At 73.6% G+C, this 17,630-nt stretch carries 9 protein-coding genes; 3 read left to right on the forward strand and 6 right to left on the reverse strand.

Annotated elements, in window-relative coordinates:
* Positions 1–10 precede the first annotated feature (10 nt).
* From IEZ05_RS04995 to IEZ05_RS05005, 3 genes are all read right to left on the reverse strand, one after another.
* Complete coding sequence (locus tag IEZ05_RS04995) at positions 11–3,571, reverse strand: ATP-dependent DNA helicase (RefSeq protein WP_189228769.1); 3,561 nt, start codon at positions 3,569–3,571, stop codon at positions 11–13.
* Between the two features lie 149 nt (positions 3,572–3,720).
* Positions 3,721–7,350: a UvrD-helicase domain-containing protein gene (locus tag IEZ05_RS05000; RefSeq protein ID WP_229869570.1), complete on the reverse strand. Its 3,630-nt coding sequence runs from the start codon at positions 7,348–7,350 to the stop codon at positions 3,721–3,723.
* A 362-nt stretch (positions 7,351–7,712) separates the two neighbouring features.
* Entirely contained in the window at positions 7,713–8,099 is a 387-nt protein-coding gene (locus IEZ05_RS05005) for an MGMT family protein (protein WP_308426877.1), read from the reverse strand.
* 185 nt (positions 8,100–8,284) lie between these two features.
* Between IEZ05_RS05005 and IEZ05_RS05010 the strand changes: the two genes are divergently transcribed.
* The 3 genes from IEZ05_RS05010 to IEZ05_RS05020 all read left to right on the forward strand — a co-directional run bounded on the left by IEZ05_RS05010 (position 8,285) and on the right by IEZ05_RS05020 (position 14,444).
* Positions 8,285–11,134 carry a lysylphosphatidylglycerol synthase transmembrane domain-containing protein gene (locus tag IEZ05_RS05010; RefSeq protein WP_189228772.1) on the forward strand — a complete coding sequence of 950 codons (2,850 nt, stop codon included), beginning with the start codon at positions 8,285–8,287 and terminating at the stop codon, positions 11,132–11,134.
* Between the two features lie 82 nt (positions 11,135–11,216).
* Positions 11,217–12,764 carry an alpha/beta hydrolase gene (locus IEZ05_RS05015; RefSeq protein ID WP_189228773.1) on the forward strand — a complete coding sequence of 516 codons (1,548 nt, stop codon included), beginning with the start codon at positions 11,217–11,219 and terminating at the stop codon, positions 12,762–12,764.
* Between the two features lie 138 nt (positions 12,765–12,902).
* On the forward strand, positions 12,903–14,444 hold the full coding sequence (locus IEZ05_RS05020) for an alpha/beta hydrolase (RefSeq protein ID WP_189228774.1): 1,542 nt from the start codon (positions 12,903–12,905) through the stop codon (positions 14,442–14,444).
* Positions 14,445–14,539: 95 nt separating this feature from the next.
* On the opposite strand, the gene moeZ is transcribed toward IEZ05_RS05020, so the two are convergent.
* The 3 genes from moeZ to IEZ05_RS05035 form a co-directional block, all read right to left on the reverse strand.
* A complete protein-coding gene (gene moeZ / locus IEZ05_RS05025; protein WP_189228775.1) occupies positions 14,540–15,718 on the reverse strand; it encodes an adenylyltransferase/sulfurtransferase MoeZ in 1,179 nt (392 codons plus the stop codon).
* Positions 15,719–15,781: 63 nt separating this feature from the next.
* The gene (locus tag IEZ05_RS05030) at positions 15,782–16,531 is read right to left on the reverse strand and encodes a spherulation-specific family 4 protein (RefSeq protein ID WP_189228776.1); all 750 of its coding nucleotides are present in this window, start codon (positions 16,529–16,531) and stop codon (positions 15,782–15,784) included.
* Positions 16,519–17,580 (reverse strand): NAD-dependent epimerase/dehydratase family protein, encoded by a 1,062-nt coding sequence (locus IEZ05_RS05035; protein WP_189228777.1) that lies wholly within the window; start codon positions 17,578–17,580, stop codon positions 16,519–16,521. The genes IEZ05_RS05030 and IEZ05_RS05035 overlap by 13 nt, the downstream gene beginning before the upstream one ends.
* Between the last annotated feature and the right edge of the window lie 50 nt (positions 17,581–17,630).

Below are 17,630 nucleotides of genomic sequence, written 5' to 3' on the forward strand. Positions count from 1 at the left end.
GCTCACGAGCCTATCGGCCCGCGCGCACACCCCGATCGTGCGGTTCGTCACCGACCGGCTCGCCGAGCAGCAGGCGCTCCAGTGCGGCACGGTCCGGCAGGCCGTCGGGCCGCACGGCTTCGCCGCTGCGTACGTACAGGAAGGTGGCCGTCACCGATTCCAGCGGCACCCGCTGCTGCTCGGCCCAGGCGAGGCGGTACACGGCGAGCTGGAGGGGGTCGGCGGTGCCGTCGCGGCTCGTCTTCCAGTCGACGATCTCGTACGTCGCCGCCGGGCCCTCGCCCTGCCGGTAGACGGCGTCGATCCGGCCGCGCACGACGCGTCCGGCGAGCGTGAGCTGGAAGGGCGCCTCGACGCGGTACGGGGTGCGGTGCGCGTACTCGGTGCGTTCGAAGGCGTCCTTGAGGAACTCCAGGTCGCGTTCGTCGGCGATCTCGGCCTCGCTGCCGGGCAGCTCCTCCGGTTCCAGCATGGGCAGGGTCAGTGCTTCGAAGCGGGACTCGACCCAGGCGTGGAAACGGGTGCCGCGGCGGGCGGCGGGCTGGGGCGGGCGGGGCATGGGGCGGGCCAGCTCCTGGGCGAAGCCGTCGGGGTCGGCGGCCAGGCGCAGCAGCTGGGAGGCGGTCAGCGACGCCGGGAGGTGCACCTCGGTGACGCTCTCGCGGGCGCGCAGCAGCTCGCCGGTGAGGGCGTCCAGGTCGCGGTCCCAGGAGGCGACGGTACGGGCCTCCTCGGGTGTGAGCCGGGAGGCGCCGGTCGCCCGGGGGGCGGGGTCCGGCAGGGGCTCCTGGGGCCGGGGGACGCCGGTGCGGCCGGGCTGAGGCGGCGGTGGCGCCTGGTGGGGGACGGTCGGGCGCGCGGTGGGGCGGTCGGGCGTCCAGGAGTCCCAGTCGGCGGAGTCCTCCGGCCGACCGGGGTCCTCGTCGTCGGGGAAGGGCTCTTCCAAGGCCCCCTCGAAGGCCTCTTCCGGGTCGGGGAAGGGCCCGTCGTCCTCGGGGGGCGGGGGCCAGTCCGGGTCGTCGTAGACGTCCGGGTCGTGCGTGGCGGCGGGCGGGCCGTCGTCCTGGGCGGCGAGGGCGTCCAGGTGGGCGAGGACCGTCTCGGCGGCGGACCGGCGCAGGGCGAGGGCCGTGTCGTCCAGGGGCAGGGGCCAGGCCCGGTCGGCGGTGTCCGCGAGGAGGGCCGGGTTCTCCTCGTCCTCGGCGGGCTCGTCCGCCCATGCCTCGATCTCGCCGTACCCGGCGGCGCAGTGGTCGTACAGGTCCTGGAGGAAGTCGGAGGGTCCGCGCGGCTTCTTCTGGCTCGGGCCCCACCAGTGGCCGGAGCCCAGGAGCAGGGAGCGGGGGCGGGTGAAGGTGACGTAGCCGAGTCGGAGTTCCTCGGTGTGCTGGTGTTCCTTCATGGCCTCGTGGAAGGCCTTCAGGCCGCGTGAGTCCCAGGACGGGACGTCGGGCAGGGTGTCGGCGTCGCCGCGCAGCGCGTGCGGCAGCACCTTGCCCTGGGCGGTCCACTTCTCGCGGCCCTGCCCGCTGGGGAAGGTGCCGGTGACCAGCCCGGGGACGGCCACGACGTCCCACTCCAGGCCCTTGGACTTGTGCGCGGTGAGCACCTTGACCGTGTTCTCGCCGCCGGGCAGCGCGTTGTCGAGGCCCTTCTCGTACTGCGCGGCGGTCCGCAGGAAGCCGAGGAAGGCGAGCAGCGTGGCCTCGCCGTCGCTCGCGGCGAAGGAGGCGGCGACGTCCAGGAAGTTCGACAGGGTCTCGCGGCGGCGGGCGGCCAGCGCGTGCGGGGACGCCGACAGCTCGACCTCCAGACCGGTGGTGGCGAGGACGCGGTGCAGGACGTCCATCAGGGGGTCGGACAGGGCTCGGCGCAGGTCGCGCAGCTCGGTGGCCAGGCGGGCGAAGCGCACGCGCGCGTCCGCTGAGAAGGGCAGGCCGTCGTCGTCCCCGGTGCCGTCGAGCGGGGTCTCCAGGAAGGTGTCGAGGGCGTCCGCGAGGGAGATCACCTCGGACGGGTCGACGCCCTCGACGGCGGCGGCGAGACGCCGGTCGGGGTCGTCGTCGCCGTCCACGCGCGCGTGGCTCACGAGCAGCCGGGCCCGGCGCCCCAGGAGGGCCAGGTCGCGCGGGCCGATGCGCCAGCGCGGGCCGGTGAGCAGGCGGACCAGGGCGGCGTTGGCGCCGGGGTCCTGGAGGACCTCGCAGACGGCGACCAGGTCGGCCACCTCGGGCAGGTGCAGCAGCCCGGACAGGCCCACGACCTCGACGGGGACGTCGCGGGCCACCAGCGCGCCCTGGATCTCGGCGAAGTCGGTCGCCGTGCGGCACAGGACGGCGATCTCTCCGGGCGCCGTGCCGGTGCGGACCAGGTGGGCGACGGAGTCGGCGATCCAGTCGATCTCCTCGGCGTGCGTGCGCAGGAGGGCGCAGCGGACCGTGCCGTCGCGTTCGGCGCCGGGCGCGGGGCGCAGGGCCTCCACGCCCGCGTGCATGGCGCGCAGGGGTTCGGCGAGGCCGTTGGCGAGGTCGAGGAGGCGGCCGCCGCTGCGGCGGTTCTCGCTGAGCGCCTGGCGGGTGGCGGGGCGGCCGTCGGCGTGGGCGAAGTGCTCCGGGAAGTCGTCGAGGTTGGCGACGGAGGCGCCGCGCCAGCCGTAGATCGCCTGGCAGGGGTCGCCGACCGCGGTCACGGGGTGGCCGGTGCCGCCGCCGAACAGGCCGGCGAGGAGGATGCGCTGGGCCACCGAGGTGTCCTGGTACTCGTCGAGCAGCACGACCCGGAACTCGTCACGCAGGACGCGGCCCACCTCGGGGAGCCCGGCGAGCTGGGCGGACAGGGCGATCTGGTCGCCGAAGTCGAGGAGGTCGCGTTCGCGTTTGGCGGCCCGGTAGCGGATCACCAGGTCGGCGAGTTCGCGGCGGGCGGCGGCGGCCTCGGGGACCTTGCGCAGATCGGCGTTGGTGAGCTTGGCGCCCTGGAGGGTGGTCAGGAGGCCCGCGTCCCAGGCCCGCAGCTCCTCGGGGCGTACGAGGTGTTCGGCGAGCTCGGCGTCGAGGGCGAGGAGGTCGCTGACCAGGTCGGCGAAGGAGCGGGTGAGCGCCGGATACGGCCCGGGTGCCTCGCGCAGCACGCGCGCGGCCAGCTGGTAGCGGGTGGCGTCGGCGAGCAGGCGGGACGACGGCTCCAGCCCGAGACGCAGGCCGTGGTCGGTCAGCAGGCGGCCCGCGAAGGCGTGGTACGTGGAGATCACCGGCTCGCCCGGCGGATTGTCCGGGTCGATGACGTCGGGGTCGGTGACGCCGGCCCGGACGAGGGCCTTGCGGACGCGTTCGGCGAGTTCGCCGGCGGCCTTGTTGGTGAAGGTGAGGCCGAGCACCTGCTCCGGGGCGACCTGGCCGGTGCCGACCAGCCACACCACGCGGGCCGCCATCACCGTCGTCTTGCCCGACCCGGCTCCGGCCACGATCACCTGCGGGGCGGGCGGCGCGACGATGCAGGCCGTCTGCTCCGGGGTGAAGGGGATGCCGAGGAGCTCCTTGAGCTGCTCGGGATCGGTGATACGGGCGGGCACGTCGAAGAGGCTAGCGGCGGCGACTGACAGTGGATGCCGGATGCGGCCTGCGGGCGGGGAGAAGCGCAGGTCAGCACGTGTGGTGCGTCTGGTCACACCCGGCGCTCCGGTCCACGGCGAGCGGTCCTCCCGGGCCGCGGCCGGCTGCCCTACTCCACGACGTGCCGCCCTTCGGGCCGCGCGCTGCACGACGCGCGGAAGGCGCAGTGCGTGCAGTGCTGGCCCGCGGTGGGCGTGAACCGTTCGTCGAGGACCTTGCCGGCGGCCGTGGCCAGCAGGTCCCCGACCCACTCCCCCTCCGGGCCCGCCAGGGAGTCCTGCGCCTGCACCTTGGGCAGCGTCTCGCCGCCGTCGCGCTTGGCCGCGCCCTGGCGCAGCTGGACGAGTTCCGCGCCGCCCGGCTCGGGGCGCACCCCGTCGAAGGCCTCGTCGACGGCGCCCTCGCGGACGGCGAGCTGGTAGACGGCGAGCTGGGGGTGGCGGGCCACCTCGGCCGAGCTGGGCGCCTGTTTGCCGGTCTTGAAGTCGACGACGTAGGCGCGGCCGTCGCCGTCGGCCTCGACGCGGTCCATCTGGCCGCGGATGCGGACCTCGTAGTCGCCCGCCTCCAGGGTCACGTCGAAGTCGTGCTCGCTCGCCACCGGTGTGCGCCCGGCGCGGTCCATGACGTGCCACTTCAGGAAGCGTTCGAGAGCCACGCGGGCGTTGGCCTTCTCCTGCGCCGACTTCCACGGCGCGTCGAAGGCGAGCGCGTTCCACACCGAGTCCAGGCGTTCCATGAGGACGTCGAGGTCGGCCGGGGTGTGCCCGGAGGCGACCTCGTCGGCCAGCACGTGCACCACGTTGCCGAAGCCCTGGGCGGCGGTGGCGGGAGCGTCCGCCTTCACCTCACGGCCGAGGAACCACTGGAGGGCGCAGGTGTTGGCGAGCTGGTCGAGGGCGCTGCCGGAGAGGGTGACGGGCTGGTCGCGGTCGCGCAGCGGCACCTTGCTCTCGGTCGGGTCCCACATGCCCCACCAGCGGTAGGGATGGGCGGACGGCACCAGCGGGCGGCCGTCCTCGTCGGCGAGCGCGGCGAGGCGGGCCAGCCGGCGGGCGGCGGCCTCGCGCAGGGGTGCGGAGACGCGCGGGTCCACGGTGGTGGCGCGCAGTTCGGCGACGAGGGCCGCGACGGCCAGGGGGCGGCGTGGGCGGCCGGTGACGTCGGAGGGCTCGACGCCGAGTTCGGTCAGGAACCGGGAGGGCTGGTCACCGTCGTCGGCCGGTGCCTTCACGGCGGTCACGACGAGGCGTTCCCGCGCGCGCGTGGCGGCCACGTAGAACAGGCGGCGCTCCTCGGCGAGCAGCGCGCCGGGGGTGAGGGGTTCGGCGAGTCCGTCGCGGCCGATCCGGTCCGCCTCCAGCAGGGAGCCGCGGCGGCGCAGGTCCGGCCACAGGCCCTCCTGGACGCCCGCGACGACGACCAGCCGCCACTCGAGTCCCTTGGAGCGGTGCGCGGTCATCAGGCGGACGGCGTCGGGTCGGACGGCACGCCGCGTGAGGGTGTCCGCGGCGATGTCCTCGGCGTCGATCTCCTCCAGGAAGTTCAGCGCGCCGCGCCCGCCGGTACGCTCCTCCGCGCGCGCGGCGGTCGCGAACAGGGCGCACACGGCGTCCAGGTCGCGGTCGGCGTTGCGTCCGGCGGCGCCGCCGCGCCTGGCCGAGCGTTCCAGGCGGGTGGGCCACGGGGTGCCGTCCCACAGGTCCCACAGTGCCTCCTCGGCGCTGCCGCCACCGGCGAGGCGCTCGCGGGCCTTGCGGAGCAGCGCGCCGAGGCGCTGGGCACCGCGCGCGTACGCCGGGTCGTGCACCGCGAGGCGCTCGGGCTCGGCCAGGGCGCGGGCGAGCAGCTCGTCCGAGGGCGGTGGCAGCGGGTTGCCGGCGGCGCGTTCCTCGTCGCGCAGGGCGCGTCCGAGGCGGCGCAGGTCGGCGGCGTCCATGCCGGCCAGGGGGGAGGTGAGCAGGGTGAGGGCGGTCTCGGTACCGAGCCAGCAGGCGCCTCCGGCGGGGTCTGCCGCGCGGCCGGCTTCGGGCACGTCGCCGGCGACGGGCTCGGTTCGGGGTACGTCGTCGCGGTCGGGCTCGGTTTCGAGCACGTCGTCGGGGCCGGGCCCCGTTTCCGTTACGTCGTCGGGGCCGGGCTCGGCGCGGGGCACGTCGCCGGGACCGGGCACGACGTGAGGTACGCCGCCGGCGTACGACGCGGCCTGTGGCGCCTCGCCGGCGCCGAGCGCGGCCTCGGGCACACCGCCGCCAGGGGCCGTCTCGGGCACCTCACCGACGCCGGGCACGTCCCCGGAGCCAGGCTCGGCATCAGGCACCCCACCGACGCCGGGCCCGGCATCGGACACGCCGCCGGGACCGGGCACGGCCTCGGGCACGCCCCCCGAGCCGCGCTCGGTTTCCGCCGCGTCGCCGGCGCGGGTGCGCGGCCGCTCCTCCGCCTCCGCCGTCGCCACCGCGCGCAGGGCCGTCAGCAGCGGTGCCACCGCCGGCTCGTGCCGCAGGGGCAGGTCGTCGCCGTCGACGTCCAGCGGGACCCCGGCCGCGGTGAGCGCGCGGCGCACCGCCGGGATGGTGCGCGAGCCGGCGCGCACGAGGACGGCCATGTCGCTCCAGGGGACCCCGTCCTCGAGGTGGGCCCGGCGCAGGATGTCGGCGATGTTGTCGAGCTCGGTGCCGGACGTCGGGTAGGTGTACACCTCGACACGCCCCCCGTCCCGTACGGAGGCGAGCTCGCGGTGCGCGCGCACCTTGTCGGCGGGCAGGCGGGTCAGCGGCATGCGCTGGGTCAGCAGCCGGGTCGCGGCCAGCAGGGCGGCCCCGGAGCGGCGCGAGGTCCGCAGCACCTCCACCGGCGCGGGGCGGCCGTCCGCGCGCGGGAAGGCGTGCGGGAAGTCGAGGATGCCGTTCACGTCCGCGCCCCGGAAAGCGTAGATCGACTGGTCGGGGTCGCCGAAGGCGACGAGGGTGCGTCCGCCGCCCGCCAGGGCGTGCAGCAGCCGTATCTGGGCCGGGTCGGTGTCCTGGTACTCGTCGACGTACACGGCGTCGTACCGCGCGGCCAGCTGCGCGGCGACCTCGGGGCGGCGGGCGAGCAGCACCGCACGGTGGACGAGTTCCGCGTAGTCGAGGACGCCCTGCAGGTCGAGTACGTCGAGGTACTCGGCGAGGAAGGCTGCGGCGGCCCGCCAGTCGGGGCGGCCGATGCGCCGGGCGAACGCCTCCAGGGCGTCCGGGCCGAGGCCCAGCTCACGGCTGCGGGCGAGGACCGCGCGGACCTCGTCGGCGAAGCCGCGGGTGGTCAGGCAGGCGCGCAGCTCGTCGGGCCAGCGCACGTGCGCCAGGCCGAGCCGCTCCAGGTCCGCCTGTCCGGCCAGCAACCCGCGGACCGCCACGTCCTGCTCCGGACCGGACAGCAGCCGCAGCGGCTCCACGAACAGCTCGCTGTCCTGGTGGGCGCGGACCAGGGCGTAACCGAAGGAGTGAAAGGTGGTCGCCCGGGGAGCGCGCGCGGCGCCCATGCGCAGCGCCATCCGGTCGCGCAGCTCGACGGCCGCCTTGCGGCTGAAGGTCAGGACCAGGATCCGCTCCGGGTCGCCGCCACGGGCGATCCGGTCCGCGACGGACTCGACCAGGGTGGTGGTCTTGCCGGTGCCCGGACCGGCGAGGACGAGCAGCGGCCCGCCCCCGTGGTCAACCACGGCGCGCTGCGCGGCGTCCAGACGAGGGGGAGCCACACGCGGCGGCTGGGTACGCACCAGTCGGTAGGCGCCGGAGCTCCCCCGTCGCGCCTGGGGGCGCGACGGGCGTCCGGTGGAGGAAGAGGAGCTCACGTGGTTCGCCGGTCCTGGTGGGTGTGCTGGTGGGCTGTCCGTCCTGCGGGGACGGCGGTGGCCGCCGTATGAGGGGGACGCGCGCGGCCGACGCTACGCCGACGCATGAGGCGGAAGCAGGACTTCCTCTTCTTCCCTCGGGTCACTCACGGCGCGTGTGTCTCCCGCCCCTCGAACGTACGTCATGTCACGAACGTGTCCGATGTGTCCCGGTTCCCTCATACGGATCACTGGTCACACACCGGGCCGCCCGATGTCGGAAGCTGTCAGGTGTGACCCTGCGCGCGTTCGCCGCCGTCCCACCGGGCTCGTCTCAGATCGATGCGCGGCAGATGGCCCGCGGCGGCTCTGCTCGCCTCCTTCAGGGGCGTGCCCTCCGCCCGGTAGTGGCCGAGCGCCTCGAGTTCGTGCCCGGCGAGCAGGACCCCGTCGGCGCGGACGATCCGCCACCAGCAGACGCCTCCGCCGTAGAGGGACATCACACGGCCGACCTGCCGGGGGCCGCCCTCCTCCAGGTACTCGGCGACGTCCCCGTACGTCATGACGCGGCCCGGCGGAACCAGTTCGGCGACGTCGAGGACCCGCTCGGCGTACTCGGGCAGCGCGTCCCCGTACTCCGGAGGGACCTCGTCCGGAAGGCTCTGCTCGCTCATCCGCCCCATCCTGCCCCACCCCACCGACAACGCGACGCGCTCGCGACGGTGCGCGTCCCTCGCCCGCGAGCGAGGCTTCGGGCAGACTGTGCCGCCCGCACGGGCACCCTGATGCCCCCGGCTGTCGGTCCGGCATGCCACCATCGTGCGGTCGGTGACCAGTGATACGAGAGCAAGAAGAGGCGATGAAGCAGCAGGGTGTGCACCCCGAGGACGCCGAGGGCACCTCTGACGCTTCGTCGCGCCCGGACGCGGCCGCCGGCGGCGGGAAGCCCGGCGACGGCGACGAGAAGCCCGGCGGCAGTGGCGAGCAGTCCGCCGCCGGCGGCGAGAAGACCACCGACGGTGGCGAGAAGCCCACCGACGGGGACGAGAAGACCACCCGGAACGCGGTCGGCGGCCCCTCGGCGACCGCCGCCGCCCCCGACGACGTGGCACACATCGACGAGGTGGAGGGTGACGAACCACTCCTCCCCTCGCGCGTGCACCGGCCGTCCGACCTGATGCGGCTGCTGGTGGGCGTGCTGGCGGTCGTCGTGCTGCTCGCCGTCGCCGCCTTCGCGCACGGCACCACCTCGGGTCTCGAACAGGACATCAACAAGGGCACCGGACAGGCCCCCGACCTGCTGATCAAGGTCGCGGGACTGGCCTCCAGCATCGCGATCCTCCTGGTGCCCGTCGCGTTCGCCGTCGAGCGGCTGATCAAACGGGACGGGCTGCGGATCGCCGACGGTGTGCTCGCCGCGGTCCTCGCGCACGGGGTGACGCTCGCCACGGACCTGTGGGTGGCCAAGGCGGCCCCCGGTTCCATCCAGGAGGCGCTCACCCAGCCCTCACCGGGCGACATCCACGCGCTCACCGACCCGGTGCACGGCTACCTCGCACCGGTCATCGCCTACATGACGGCCGTCGGGATGTCCCGCAGACCCCGCTGGCGCGCGGTGCTGTGGATCGTGCTGCTCCTCGACGCCTTCTCCATGCTCGTCACCGGCTACACGACGCCGTTCTCGATCATCCTGACCGTTCTGATCGGCTGGACGGTGGCCTACGGAACGCTGTACGCGGTCGGCTCCCCCAACGCCCGCCCCACCGGCCGGACGCTGATGGCGGGCCTGCGGACCGTCGGTTTCCGCCCGGTGACCGCCGCCCGCGAGGAGGCGCCGCAGGACAACGCCGAGACCGGCGACCGGGGCCGGCGCTACTTCGTCACGCTGGAGGACGGCCGGCCGCTGGACGTGACGGTCGTGGACCGCGAGCAGCAGGCGCAGGGCTTCTTCTACCGCGCGTGGCGCAATCTGACACTGCGCGGCTTCGCCACCCGCAGCAGCCTCCCCTCGCTGCGGCAGGCGCTGGAACAGGAGGCGCTGCTCGCCTACGCGGCGATCGCGGCCGGAGCCAACGCGCCGAAGCTGATCGCGACGTCCGAACTCGGTCCCGACGCCGTGATGCTCGTCTACGAGCACACCGGCGGCCGCACCCTCGACTCCCTGCCGGACGAAGAGATCACCGACGGCCTGCTGCGCGAGGCCTGGGAGCAGGTGCGGGCCCTGCAGTCCCGGCGCATCGCGCATCGCCGGCTGGTGGGCGACGCCATCCTGGTGGATCGTTCCGGCACCGTGATCCTCACCGAGCTGCGCATCGGCGAGATCGCCGCCGGCGACCTGCTGCTGCGCATGGACATCTCCCAGCTCCTGGTGACGCTCGGCCTGCGGGTCGGCGCCGAACGCGCGGTCGCCTCGGCCGTGGACGTGCTCGGCCCCGACGCCGTGGCCGACTGCCTGCCGATGCTCCAGCCCATCGCGCTCAGCCGCTCCACCCGCGCGACCCTGCGCAAGCTGGCCCGGGAGCGGGCCGAGCGCGAACGGGAAGCGGTCCTCGAGGCGTCCCGCCACGCCAAGCTGGCCCGCTCCGAGGCGGCCGGCGCGGAAGAGGCCGCCGTACCCGGCAAGCCCGACAAGAAGGCCGCGCGCGCGGAGCAGCGGGCCGAGAAGCGGGCCCTGGACGATGCGCTGGAGGAGGCCCGCGAGGAGGACCTGCTCACGCAGATCCGGCACGCGGTGCTGCGGATCAGGCCGCAGGCCCCTGTCGAGCCGGCCCGGCTCGAGCGGGTGCGCCCCCGCACGCTGATCAGTTTCATCGCCGGTGCGATCGGCGCGTACTTCCTGCTGACCCAGCTCACGCACATCGAGTTCGGGCCGCTGATCGCGAACGCCCAGTGGGGCTGGGTCGCCGCGGCCGTGCTGTTCTCGGCGGCGAGCTATGTCGCCGCGGCGATGGCCCTGCTCGGGTTCGTGCCCGAGCGGGTGCCGTTCGTACGGACCGTGGCCGCACAGGTGGCCGGGTCGTTCGTCAAGATCGTCGCTCCGGCGGCGGTCGGCGGCGTCGCGCTGAACACCCGGTTCCTTCAGCGGGCGGGAGTACGGCCGGGGCTCGCGGTGGCGAGCGTCGGCGCGTCGCAGCTGTTCGGGCTCGGCTGCCACATCCTGATGCTGCTGTCCTTCGGCTACCTGACCGGCACCGAGAAGACACCCTCGCTGTCGCCGTCCCGGACGGTCATCGCCGGTCTGCTGACGGTGGCGGTGCTCGTGCTCGTGGTGACGTCGGTGCCGTTCCTGCGGAAGTTCGTCGTCACGCGCGTACGGTCGCTCTTCGCCGGCGTCGTGCCGCGCATGCTGGACGTCCTCCAGCGGCCGCAGAAGCTGGTCACCGGGATCGGCGGCATGCTGCTGCTCACCGCCTGCTTCGTGATGTGCCTGGACGCCTCGATCCGGGCCTTCGGCGACGAGTCGTCCTCGATCAGCCTCGCGAGCGTCGCCGTCGTCTTCCTCGCGGGCAACGCGCTGGGGTCCGCGGCACCGACGCCGGGCGGTGTCGGCGCGGTGGAGGCGACCCTGACGGTCGGCCTGATCGCTGTCGGCCTGCCCAAGGAGGTCGCCGCACCGGCGGTGCTGCTGTTCCGGCTGCTCACCCTGTGGCTGCCGGTGCTGCCGGGCTGGCTGGCGTTCAACCACCTGTCCCGGAAAGAAGCGCTGTAGGGAGCGAGAACCCTGCCCCGCCCCGTACCTCGTACGGCTCGTGCCCCGGGCGCACGGACCCGCCCGGCCGCACGATGGGGGCATGCCGATTCCCACCCGGCTGCGCGCCGCCGCCCTCACCGCCACCGCCGTACTGCTGTCCGCCCTCCTCGCGGGCTGCGGCGACGGTCCACGGGACGACACGGACCTGACGGACCAGAAGCTCGCCTGGGAGGACTGCCCGGCACCGTCCCAGGCCGAGGGCGGCGGCCCTCCGCCCTCCCCGCTGCCGAACGGCGGCGACTGGCAGTGCGCCACCATGAAGGCCCCGCGCGACTGGGACGACCCCGAGGGCGACACGATCGGCCTCGCGCTGATCCGGGCGAAGGCCGACGGCGCGGCGGACCGGCGGATCGGCTCGCTGGTCTTCAACTTCGGCGGCCCCGGCCAATCGGGCGTCACCACCCTGCCCGCCTTCGGCGAGGACTACGCGAACCTCCGCACCCGATACGACCTGGTCAGCTTCGACCCGCGCGGGGTCGGCCGCAGCGCCCCGGTGGAGTGCCTGGACGACGAGCAGCTCGACACGTACTTCCAGCAGGACGCCACCCCCGACGACGCGGCCGAGCGCACCGAGCTGCTGGACAACACCAAGGGATTCAATGCCGCCTGCGAGAAGCACTCGAAGACGATGCTGCCGCATGTGGCCACCACCGACGCGGCCCGCGACATGGACCTGATGCGCCAGGTCCTCGGCGACGACAAGCTGTACTACTTCGGCATCTCCTACGGCACCGAACTCGGCGGCGTCTACGCCCACCTGTTCCCGAAGCAGGTGGGCCGAGCCGTCTTCGACGCGGTCGTCGACCCCACGCAGAACGCCGAACAGAGCTCGCTCGGGCAGGCCGAGGGCTTCCAGCTCGCCCTCGACAACTACGCCGAGGACTGCGTGTCCAAGGTCGAGGACTGTCCCGTCGGCGACAGCGTCCAGGACGTCGAGAACCGCATCGCGCGGCTGCTGAAGGACCTCGACCGCAAACCGATTCCCGGCGTGTTCCCCCGCGACCTCACCCAGTCCGCCGCGACGGGCGGCATCCTCCAGGCGCTGTACTCGAGGGACCTGTGGCAGTACCTCACCGAGGGCCTGGAGCAGGCCTACGACGGAGACGGCAGGATCCTCATGGTGCTGGCGGACTCGTACAACGGGCGCGACGAGAACGGCGAGTACAGCAACAGCACCGCGGCGAACATCTCCATCAACTGCGCCGACGACAAAGCCCGGTACGGCCCCGCGTACGTGGAGGAGAAGCTGCCCGCGTTCCGCAAGGCCTCCCCGCTGTTCGGCGACTCCCTCGCCTGGGGCATGGTCAGCTGCACCGACTGGGCGGTGCCCGGCGCGGCCGACCACCCCGACGTCAGCGCGCCCGGCGCGCCGCCGGTCCTGGTGATCGGCAACACCGGCGACCCGGCGACGCCCTACGAGGGCGCGGCGCGGATGGCCGACGCGCTGGGCAAGGGCGTCGGGGTGGAGCTGACGTACAAGGGGCAGGGGCACGGGGCCTACAACAGCGGGAACAAGTGCGTGCAGGACGCGGTGCACGGCTATCTGCTGGACGGGAAGGTGCCGTCGGCCGGGACCGTCTGCTCCTGATCTCCGACGCGCGCCACCTTCCCGAACTCCCAGGCCACAGCGTTGTCCACAGGGCCCGGCGGGCGTCATGCCCGCCGCCTACGATGGCATGACGCCATCCGCCGCACGGTGCGGAGGGCCGGCGAGGGGGGATTGTTCATGGCACGTCTCGTACGGTGGACGGCTCTGGCCGCCGCCGCCGCACTGCTGACGGTGGGCTGCAGCGGCGGCTCGTCCGGCGACGATCAGAAGGACGGGGACGCGAGCAGTGCGCGGCCGTCCGCGGCGCCGCCCTCCGGGGTGCCCGCGTCGCTGGCCTCCCAGACGCTCGACTGGGGCCGCTGCAAGGGCACCGCGGACGCTCCCGCGCCGGGCGGCGACTGGCAGTGCGCCACGCTCGAGGCGCCGCTCGACTGGGCCGAGCCGGACGGCGAGACGATAGGGCTGGCCCTGATCAGGTCCAAGGCGAGCGGCGACCGGCGCGCCGGCTCCCTGCTGTTCAACTTCGGCGGACCCGGCGGCTCGGGCGTGTCCATGATGCCGTCCTACGCCGACACCGTCTCCGCACTGCACGAGCGCTACGACCTGGTGAGCTGGGACCCGCGAGGGGTGGCCGCCAGCGAGGGCATCCGCTGCCGCGACGACGAGGCGATCGGGGACGCCGAGTCGGTGGACGCGACGCCGGACACCCCGGCCGAGGAGCAGGCGTTCTTCAAGGACGCCGCCGACTTCGGCAAGGGCTGCGAGAAGGCCGTCGGCAAGCTGATGGCGCACGTCTCGACCACGGACACCGCCCGCGACATGGACCTGATGCGGCATGTGCTGGGCGACGAGAAGATGCACTACTTCGGCATCTCCTACGGCACCGAACTCGGCGGTGTCTACGCCCACCTGTTCCCGAAGCACGTGGGCCGGATGGTCCTCGACGCGGTCGTGGACCCGAGCGCCGACACCATGGGCCACGCGGAGAACCAGACGCGAGGCTTCCAGCGCGCGCTGGACGACTACCTGAAGTCCACGGGGCAGGACCCCGAGCGGGGCACGCGAAAGATCGCCGACCTGCTGAAGCGGATCGACGCGGAGCCGCTGCCGACGTCGTCCGGGGGACGGAAGCTGACGCAGACGCTCGCGATCACCGGCATCGTGCTGCCGCTGTACAGCAAGGACGGCTGGCCGACCCTGACGAGTGCGCTGGCGGCGGCCCAGGACGGTGACGGCTCGGAGCTGCTGGCCCTCGCCGACGGCTACAACGAGCGCGACGGATCGGGGCACTACGGCACGACGACCCACTCGCAGCGGGTCATATCGTGCCTGGACGGCAAGCAGCGGCCGACGGCGGCGGAGACCAGGAAGCGGCTGCCCGAGTTCGAGGAGATCTCCCCCGTGTTCGGCCCCTTCCTCGGCTGGGACACGGCCGGCTGGTGCCACGACTGGCCGGTGCCCGGGCAGCACGAGACGCCGGAGGTGAGCGCGCCCGGAGCGGCGCCGATCCTCGTGGTCGGCAACACCGGCGACCCGGCCACGCCCTACGAGGGCGCCCGCAGGATGGCGGACGAGCTGGGCAAGGACGTCGGTGTGGTGCTCACCTGGAAGGGCGAGGGCCACGGGGCGTACGGGAGCGGCAGCGACTGCGTCGACTCCACGGTCGACGCCTATCTGCTGAAGGGAACGGTGCCGAAGGACGGCAAGGTCTGCTCATGACGACGGCGGGGGCTTCGGGCACCTGCGGTGCGCGAAACCCCCGCCGTTCGGAGACCGGGACGAGCGGATCCCGGATGTCCCGAGCCGGTGACGGCTCAGTACACCGGCTTCTCCGGCTCGATCTGGTTGACCCAGCCGATCACGCCGCCGCCGACGTGGACGGCGTCCGAGAAGCCCGCGGACTTCAGGACCGCGAGGACTTCCGCACTGCGGACACCCGTCTTGCAGTTCAAGACGATCTTCTTGTCCTGCGGGAGGCTCTCCAGGGCGGAGCCCATGAGGAACTCGTTCTTCGGGATCAGCCGGGCGCCCGGGATGGAGACGATCTCGAACTCGTTCGGCTCGCGGACGTCGATGAGCTCGATGTTCTCGCCGTCGTCGATCCACTCCTTGAGCTGCTTGGGAGTGATCGTGGAGTCGGCGGCCGCCGCCTGGGCCTCCTCGGACACGACGCCGCAGAAGGCCTCGTAGTCGATGAGCTCGGTGACGGTCGGGTTCTCGCCGCAGACCGCGCAGTTCGGGTCCTTGCGGACCTTGACCTGGCGGTACTGCATCTCCAGGGCGTCATAGATCATCAGGCGGCCGACCAGCGGCTCGCCGATGCCCGCGAGGAGCTTGATGGCCTCGTTGGTCTGGATGGAGCCGATGGACGCGCACAGCACGCCCAGGACGCCGCCCTCGGCGCAGGAGGGGACCATGCCGGGGGGCGGGGGCTCCGGGTAGAGGCAGCGGTAGCAGGGACCGTGCTCGGACCAGAAGACGGAGGCCTGGCCGTCGAAGCGGTAGATCGAGCCCCAGACGTAGGGCTTGTTCAGCAGCACACAGGCGTCGTTGACCAGGTAGCGGGTCGCGAAGTTGTCCGTACCGTCGACGATCAGGTCGTACTGGCTGAAGATGTCCATCACGTTGTCGGCCTCGAGCCGCTCCTGGTGAAGGACCACGTCCACGTACGGGTTGATGCCCTTGATGGTGTCGCGGGCGGACTCGGCCTTGGAACGGCCGATGTCGGCCTGGCTGTGGATGACCTGACGCTGCAGGTTCGACTCGTCGACCTCGTCGAACTCCACGATGCCGAGCGTGCCGACACCGGCTGCCGCCAGGTACATCAGGGTCGGCGAGCCGAGGCCGCCCGCGCCCACGGCGAGCACCTTGGCGTTCTTCAGCCGCTTCTGCCCGTCCATCCCCACATCGGGGATGATCAGGTGGCGGGAGTACCTGCGGACCTCGTCTACGGTGAGCTCGGCGGCCGGCTCGACCAGGGGTGGCAGCGACACGGGGACTCCGTTGGTCGGTCAATCATTACGGTTGTTCTCTCCGTAACACTGCCACGGCCTTTTTCATTCCGAGACACCTGTCCCGATACGCGAGACGATCTCGTCCCAGTAGCCGGGCATCGTCTCCCAGGGGTCCACTCGCCCGGACCGGTTCGTGCGATCGGTGAAGTAGATCGTGGCGGCGCCCTGCCAGCGGGCGATGCGCAGCGCCTCCTCCAGATGACCGCGGGGGACGCCGTGGACGAAGTGGCAGAAGCGCTCGGGCGGGTAGTCGGCGCTCCACTCGGCCGCCTGGGACCAGCGGTAGTCGCTCCAGGCGCCCGAGAACGTGACGAGCTGGTCGGCGCTCTCGGCATAGCCGGGGTACGGGTGGGTGCCGTGCCCGAGGACGATGTGGGCGTCGTCACGGATGACGCGGAGCGTGCCGACCGTGCGGCGGACCTCCGGGAGCGCGGCCCGTTCGGACGGGCAGCGGTCGAGAAGGAAGCCGTCGGCCTGATACCAGTCGAGATAGCGGTGGGCGTCGGAGATCAGTTCCCCGAAGCCGCGGGCTCCGTACGCGGCGTCGAGGTGGCCGAGGACGCGGACGCCCGCGTTGCGCAGCCGGCCGGACGCCTCCAGGCAGTGCGGGTCGGGCTGGGTGCCGGGACCGTCGGCGACGTTGAGGACGACCCAGTGCAGGGGGGTGCCGGGGCTGGTGAGGCCGGCCCACTCGTCGGGTGCGACGAGGGGGTGGGCGAGACCGGGGACCCCGAGGCCGGTGCGGACGCTGGTGTTCGCGGTGCCCGTGTGCTCACTGGTCAGATACGGCATGCCGCCTCCATCCAGATGTCGGCGAGGGACTCTTCCAGGTTGATCCGGGGCCGCCAGCCGAGCCGGTCGCGCGCGGTGCGCACATCGGCCTGCTGCCAGCCGCCGCACCCGTCGGGGTAGGGGTGGGCGACCGGGGCCGCGTGCTCGGCGTCGGCGCGGTGGTCGCCGCGGTGCACCGGGGAATCCGGGCGGTGGAGGCCGACGGACTCGGTGCGATGGTGCGCCAGGGTGTCGACGCGGTGGCCGACGGATTCGGTGCGGGGGTGGCCGATGACCGGCCGCAGCGCGCCGGGCGGCGCGTCGAGTTCGTGCAGGGCGCCGCCGTAGCCGGCCACGCGGGCGAGGGTGGCGGCGGCGTCGCGCAGGCGGACGGCGCGGCCGGAGCCGATGTTGATGACACCCTGCGCGGCGGAGAGCGATGCGGCGTGGACGGCACGCGCCACGTCGCGGACGTCGACGAAGTCGCGCTGGGCGCCGAGGCCGCCGAGCCTGAGCTCGCCGTCGCCGGACTGCATGGCGCGCCGCATCGCCTCGGCGAGGCGCCCCAGCGGGGAGCCGGCGGGCGTGCCGGGGCCGGCGGGCGAGAAGACGCGCAGGACGACGGCGTCCAGACCGGAGCCGAGGACCAGTTCCGTGGCGGCGAGTTTGCTGACCCCGTAGGGGCCGCCGGGCCGGGGTACGGCGTCCTCCGCGGTGGACGAGCCGGGCTGGCTGGGCCCGTACTCGGAGCTGCAGCCGATCTGCACCAGACGGGCGCCGCAACTGCTGCGGCGCAGGGCCTCGCAGATGGTGGCGACGGCGACGGTGTTGTGGCGGGTGAGTTCGCGGGCGCCGCCCCGGGTGGCGCCCGCGCAGTTGACGACGACGCCCGGGTGGACGGCGTCGAGGAAGCGGGTGAGGGCGCCCGGGCTGCCGGTCGCGAGGTCGAAGCGGACGTCGGCGTCGTCGCCGCGGCCGAGGGCGGTGAGCTGGACGGCCGGGTCGGCGAGCAGACGGTCGGCGACGAACCGGCCGATATAGCCGTTGGCCCCGATCAGCAGAACTCTCATCGCGCGGCTCCCGGGGCCGAGGCGTCCGGTCGGGAGGTGGTCATCTGGGG

Origin of the sequence: Streptomyces flaveolus, from assembly GCF_014648815.1 — a bacterium.
In the GTDB taxonomy this organism is placed as follows: domain Bacteria; phylum Actinomycetota; class Actinomycetes; order Streptomycetales; family Streptomycetaceae; genus Streptomyces; species Streptomyces flaveolus.

What these genes read in the sequence shown, in the direction of transcription:
- IEZ05_RS05010 (WP_189228772.1), top strand. Translation starts at nt 8,285, where the DNA reads ATGAAGCAGCAGGGTGTGCACCCCGAGGACGCCGAGGGCACCTCTGAC.
- IEZ05_RS05015 (WP_189228773.1), top strand. Translation starts at nt 11,217, where the DNA reads ATGCCGATTCCCACCCGGCTGCGCGCCGCCGCCCTCACCGCCACCGCC.
- IEZ05_RS05005 (WP_308426877.1), bottom strand. Translation starts at nt 8,099, where the DNA reads ATGAGCGAGCAGAGCCTTCCGGACGAGGTCCCTCCGGAGTACGGGGAC.
- IEZ05_RS05020 (WP_189228774.1), top strand. Translation starts at nt 12,903, where the DNA reads ATGGCACGTCTCGTACGGTGGACGGCTCTGGCCGCCGCCGCCGCACTG.
- IEZ05_RS05030 (WP_189228776.1), bottom strand. Translation starts at nt 16,531, where the DNA reads ATGCCGTATCTGACCAGTGAGCACACGGGCACCGCGAACACCAGCGTC.
- IEZ05_RS05035 (WP_189228777.1), bottom strand. Translation starts at nt 17,580, where the DNA reads ATGAGAGTTCTGCTGATCGGGGCCAACGGCTATATCGGCCGGTTCGTC.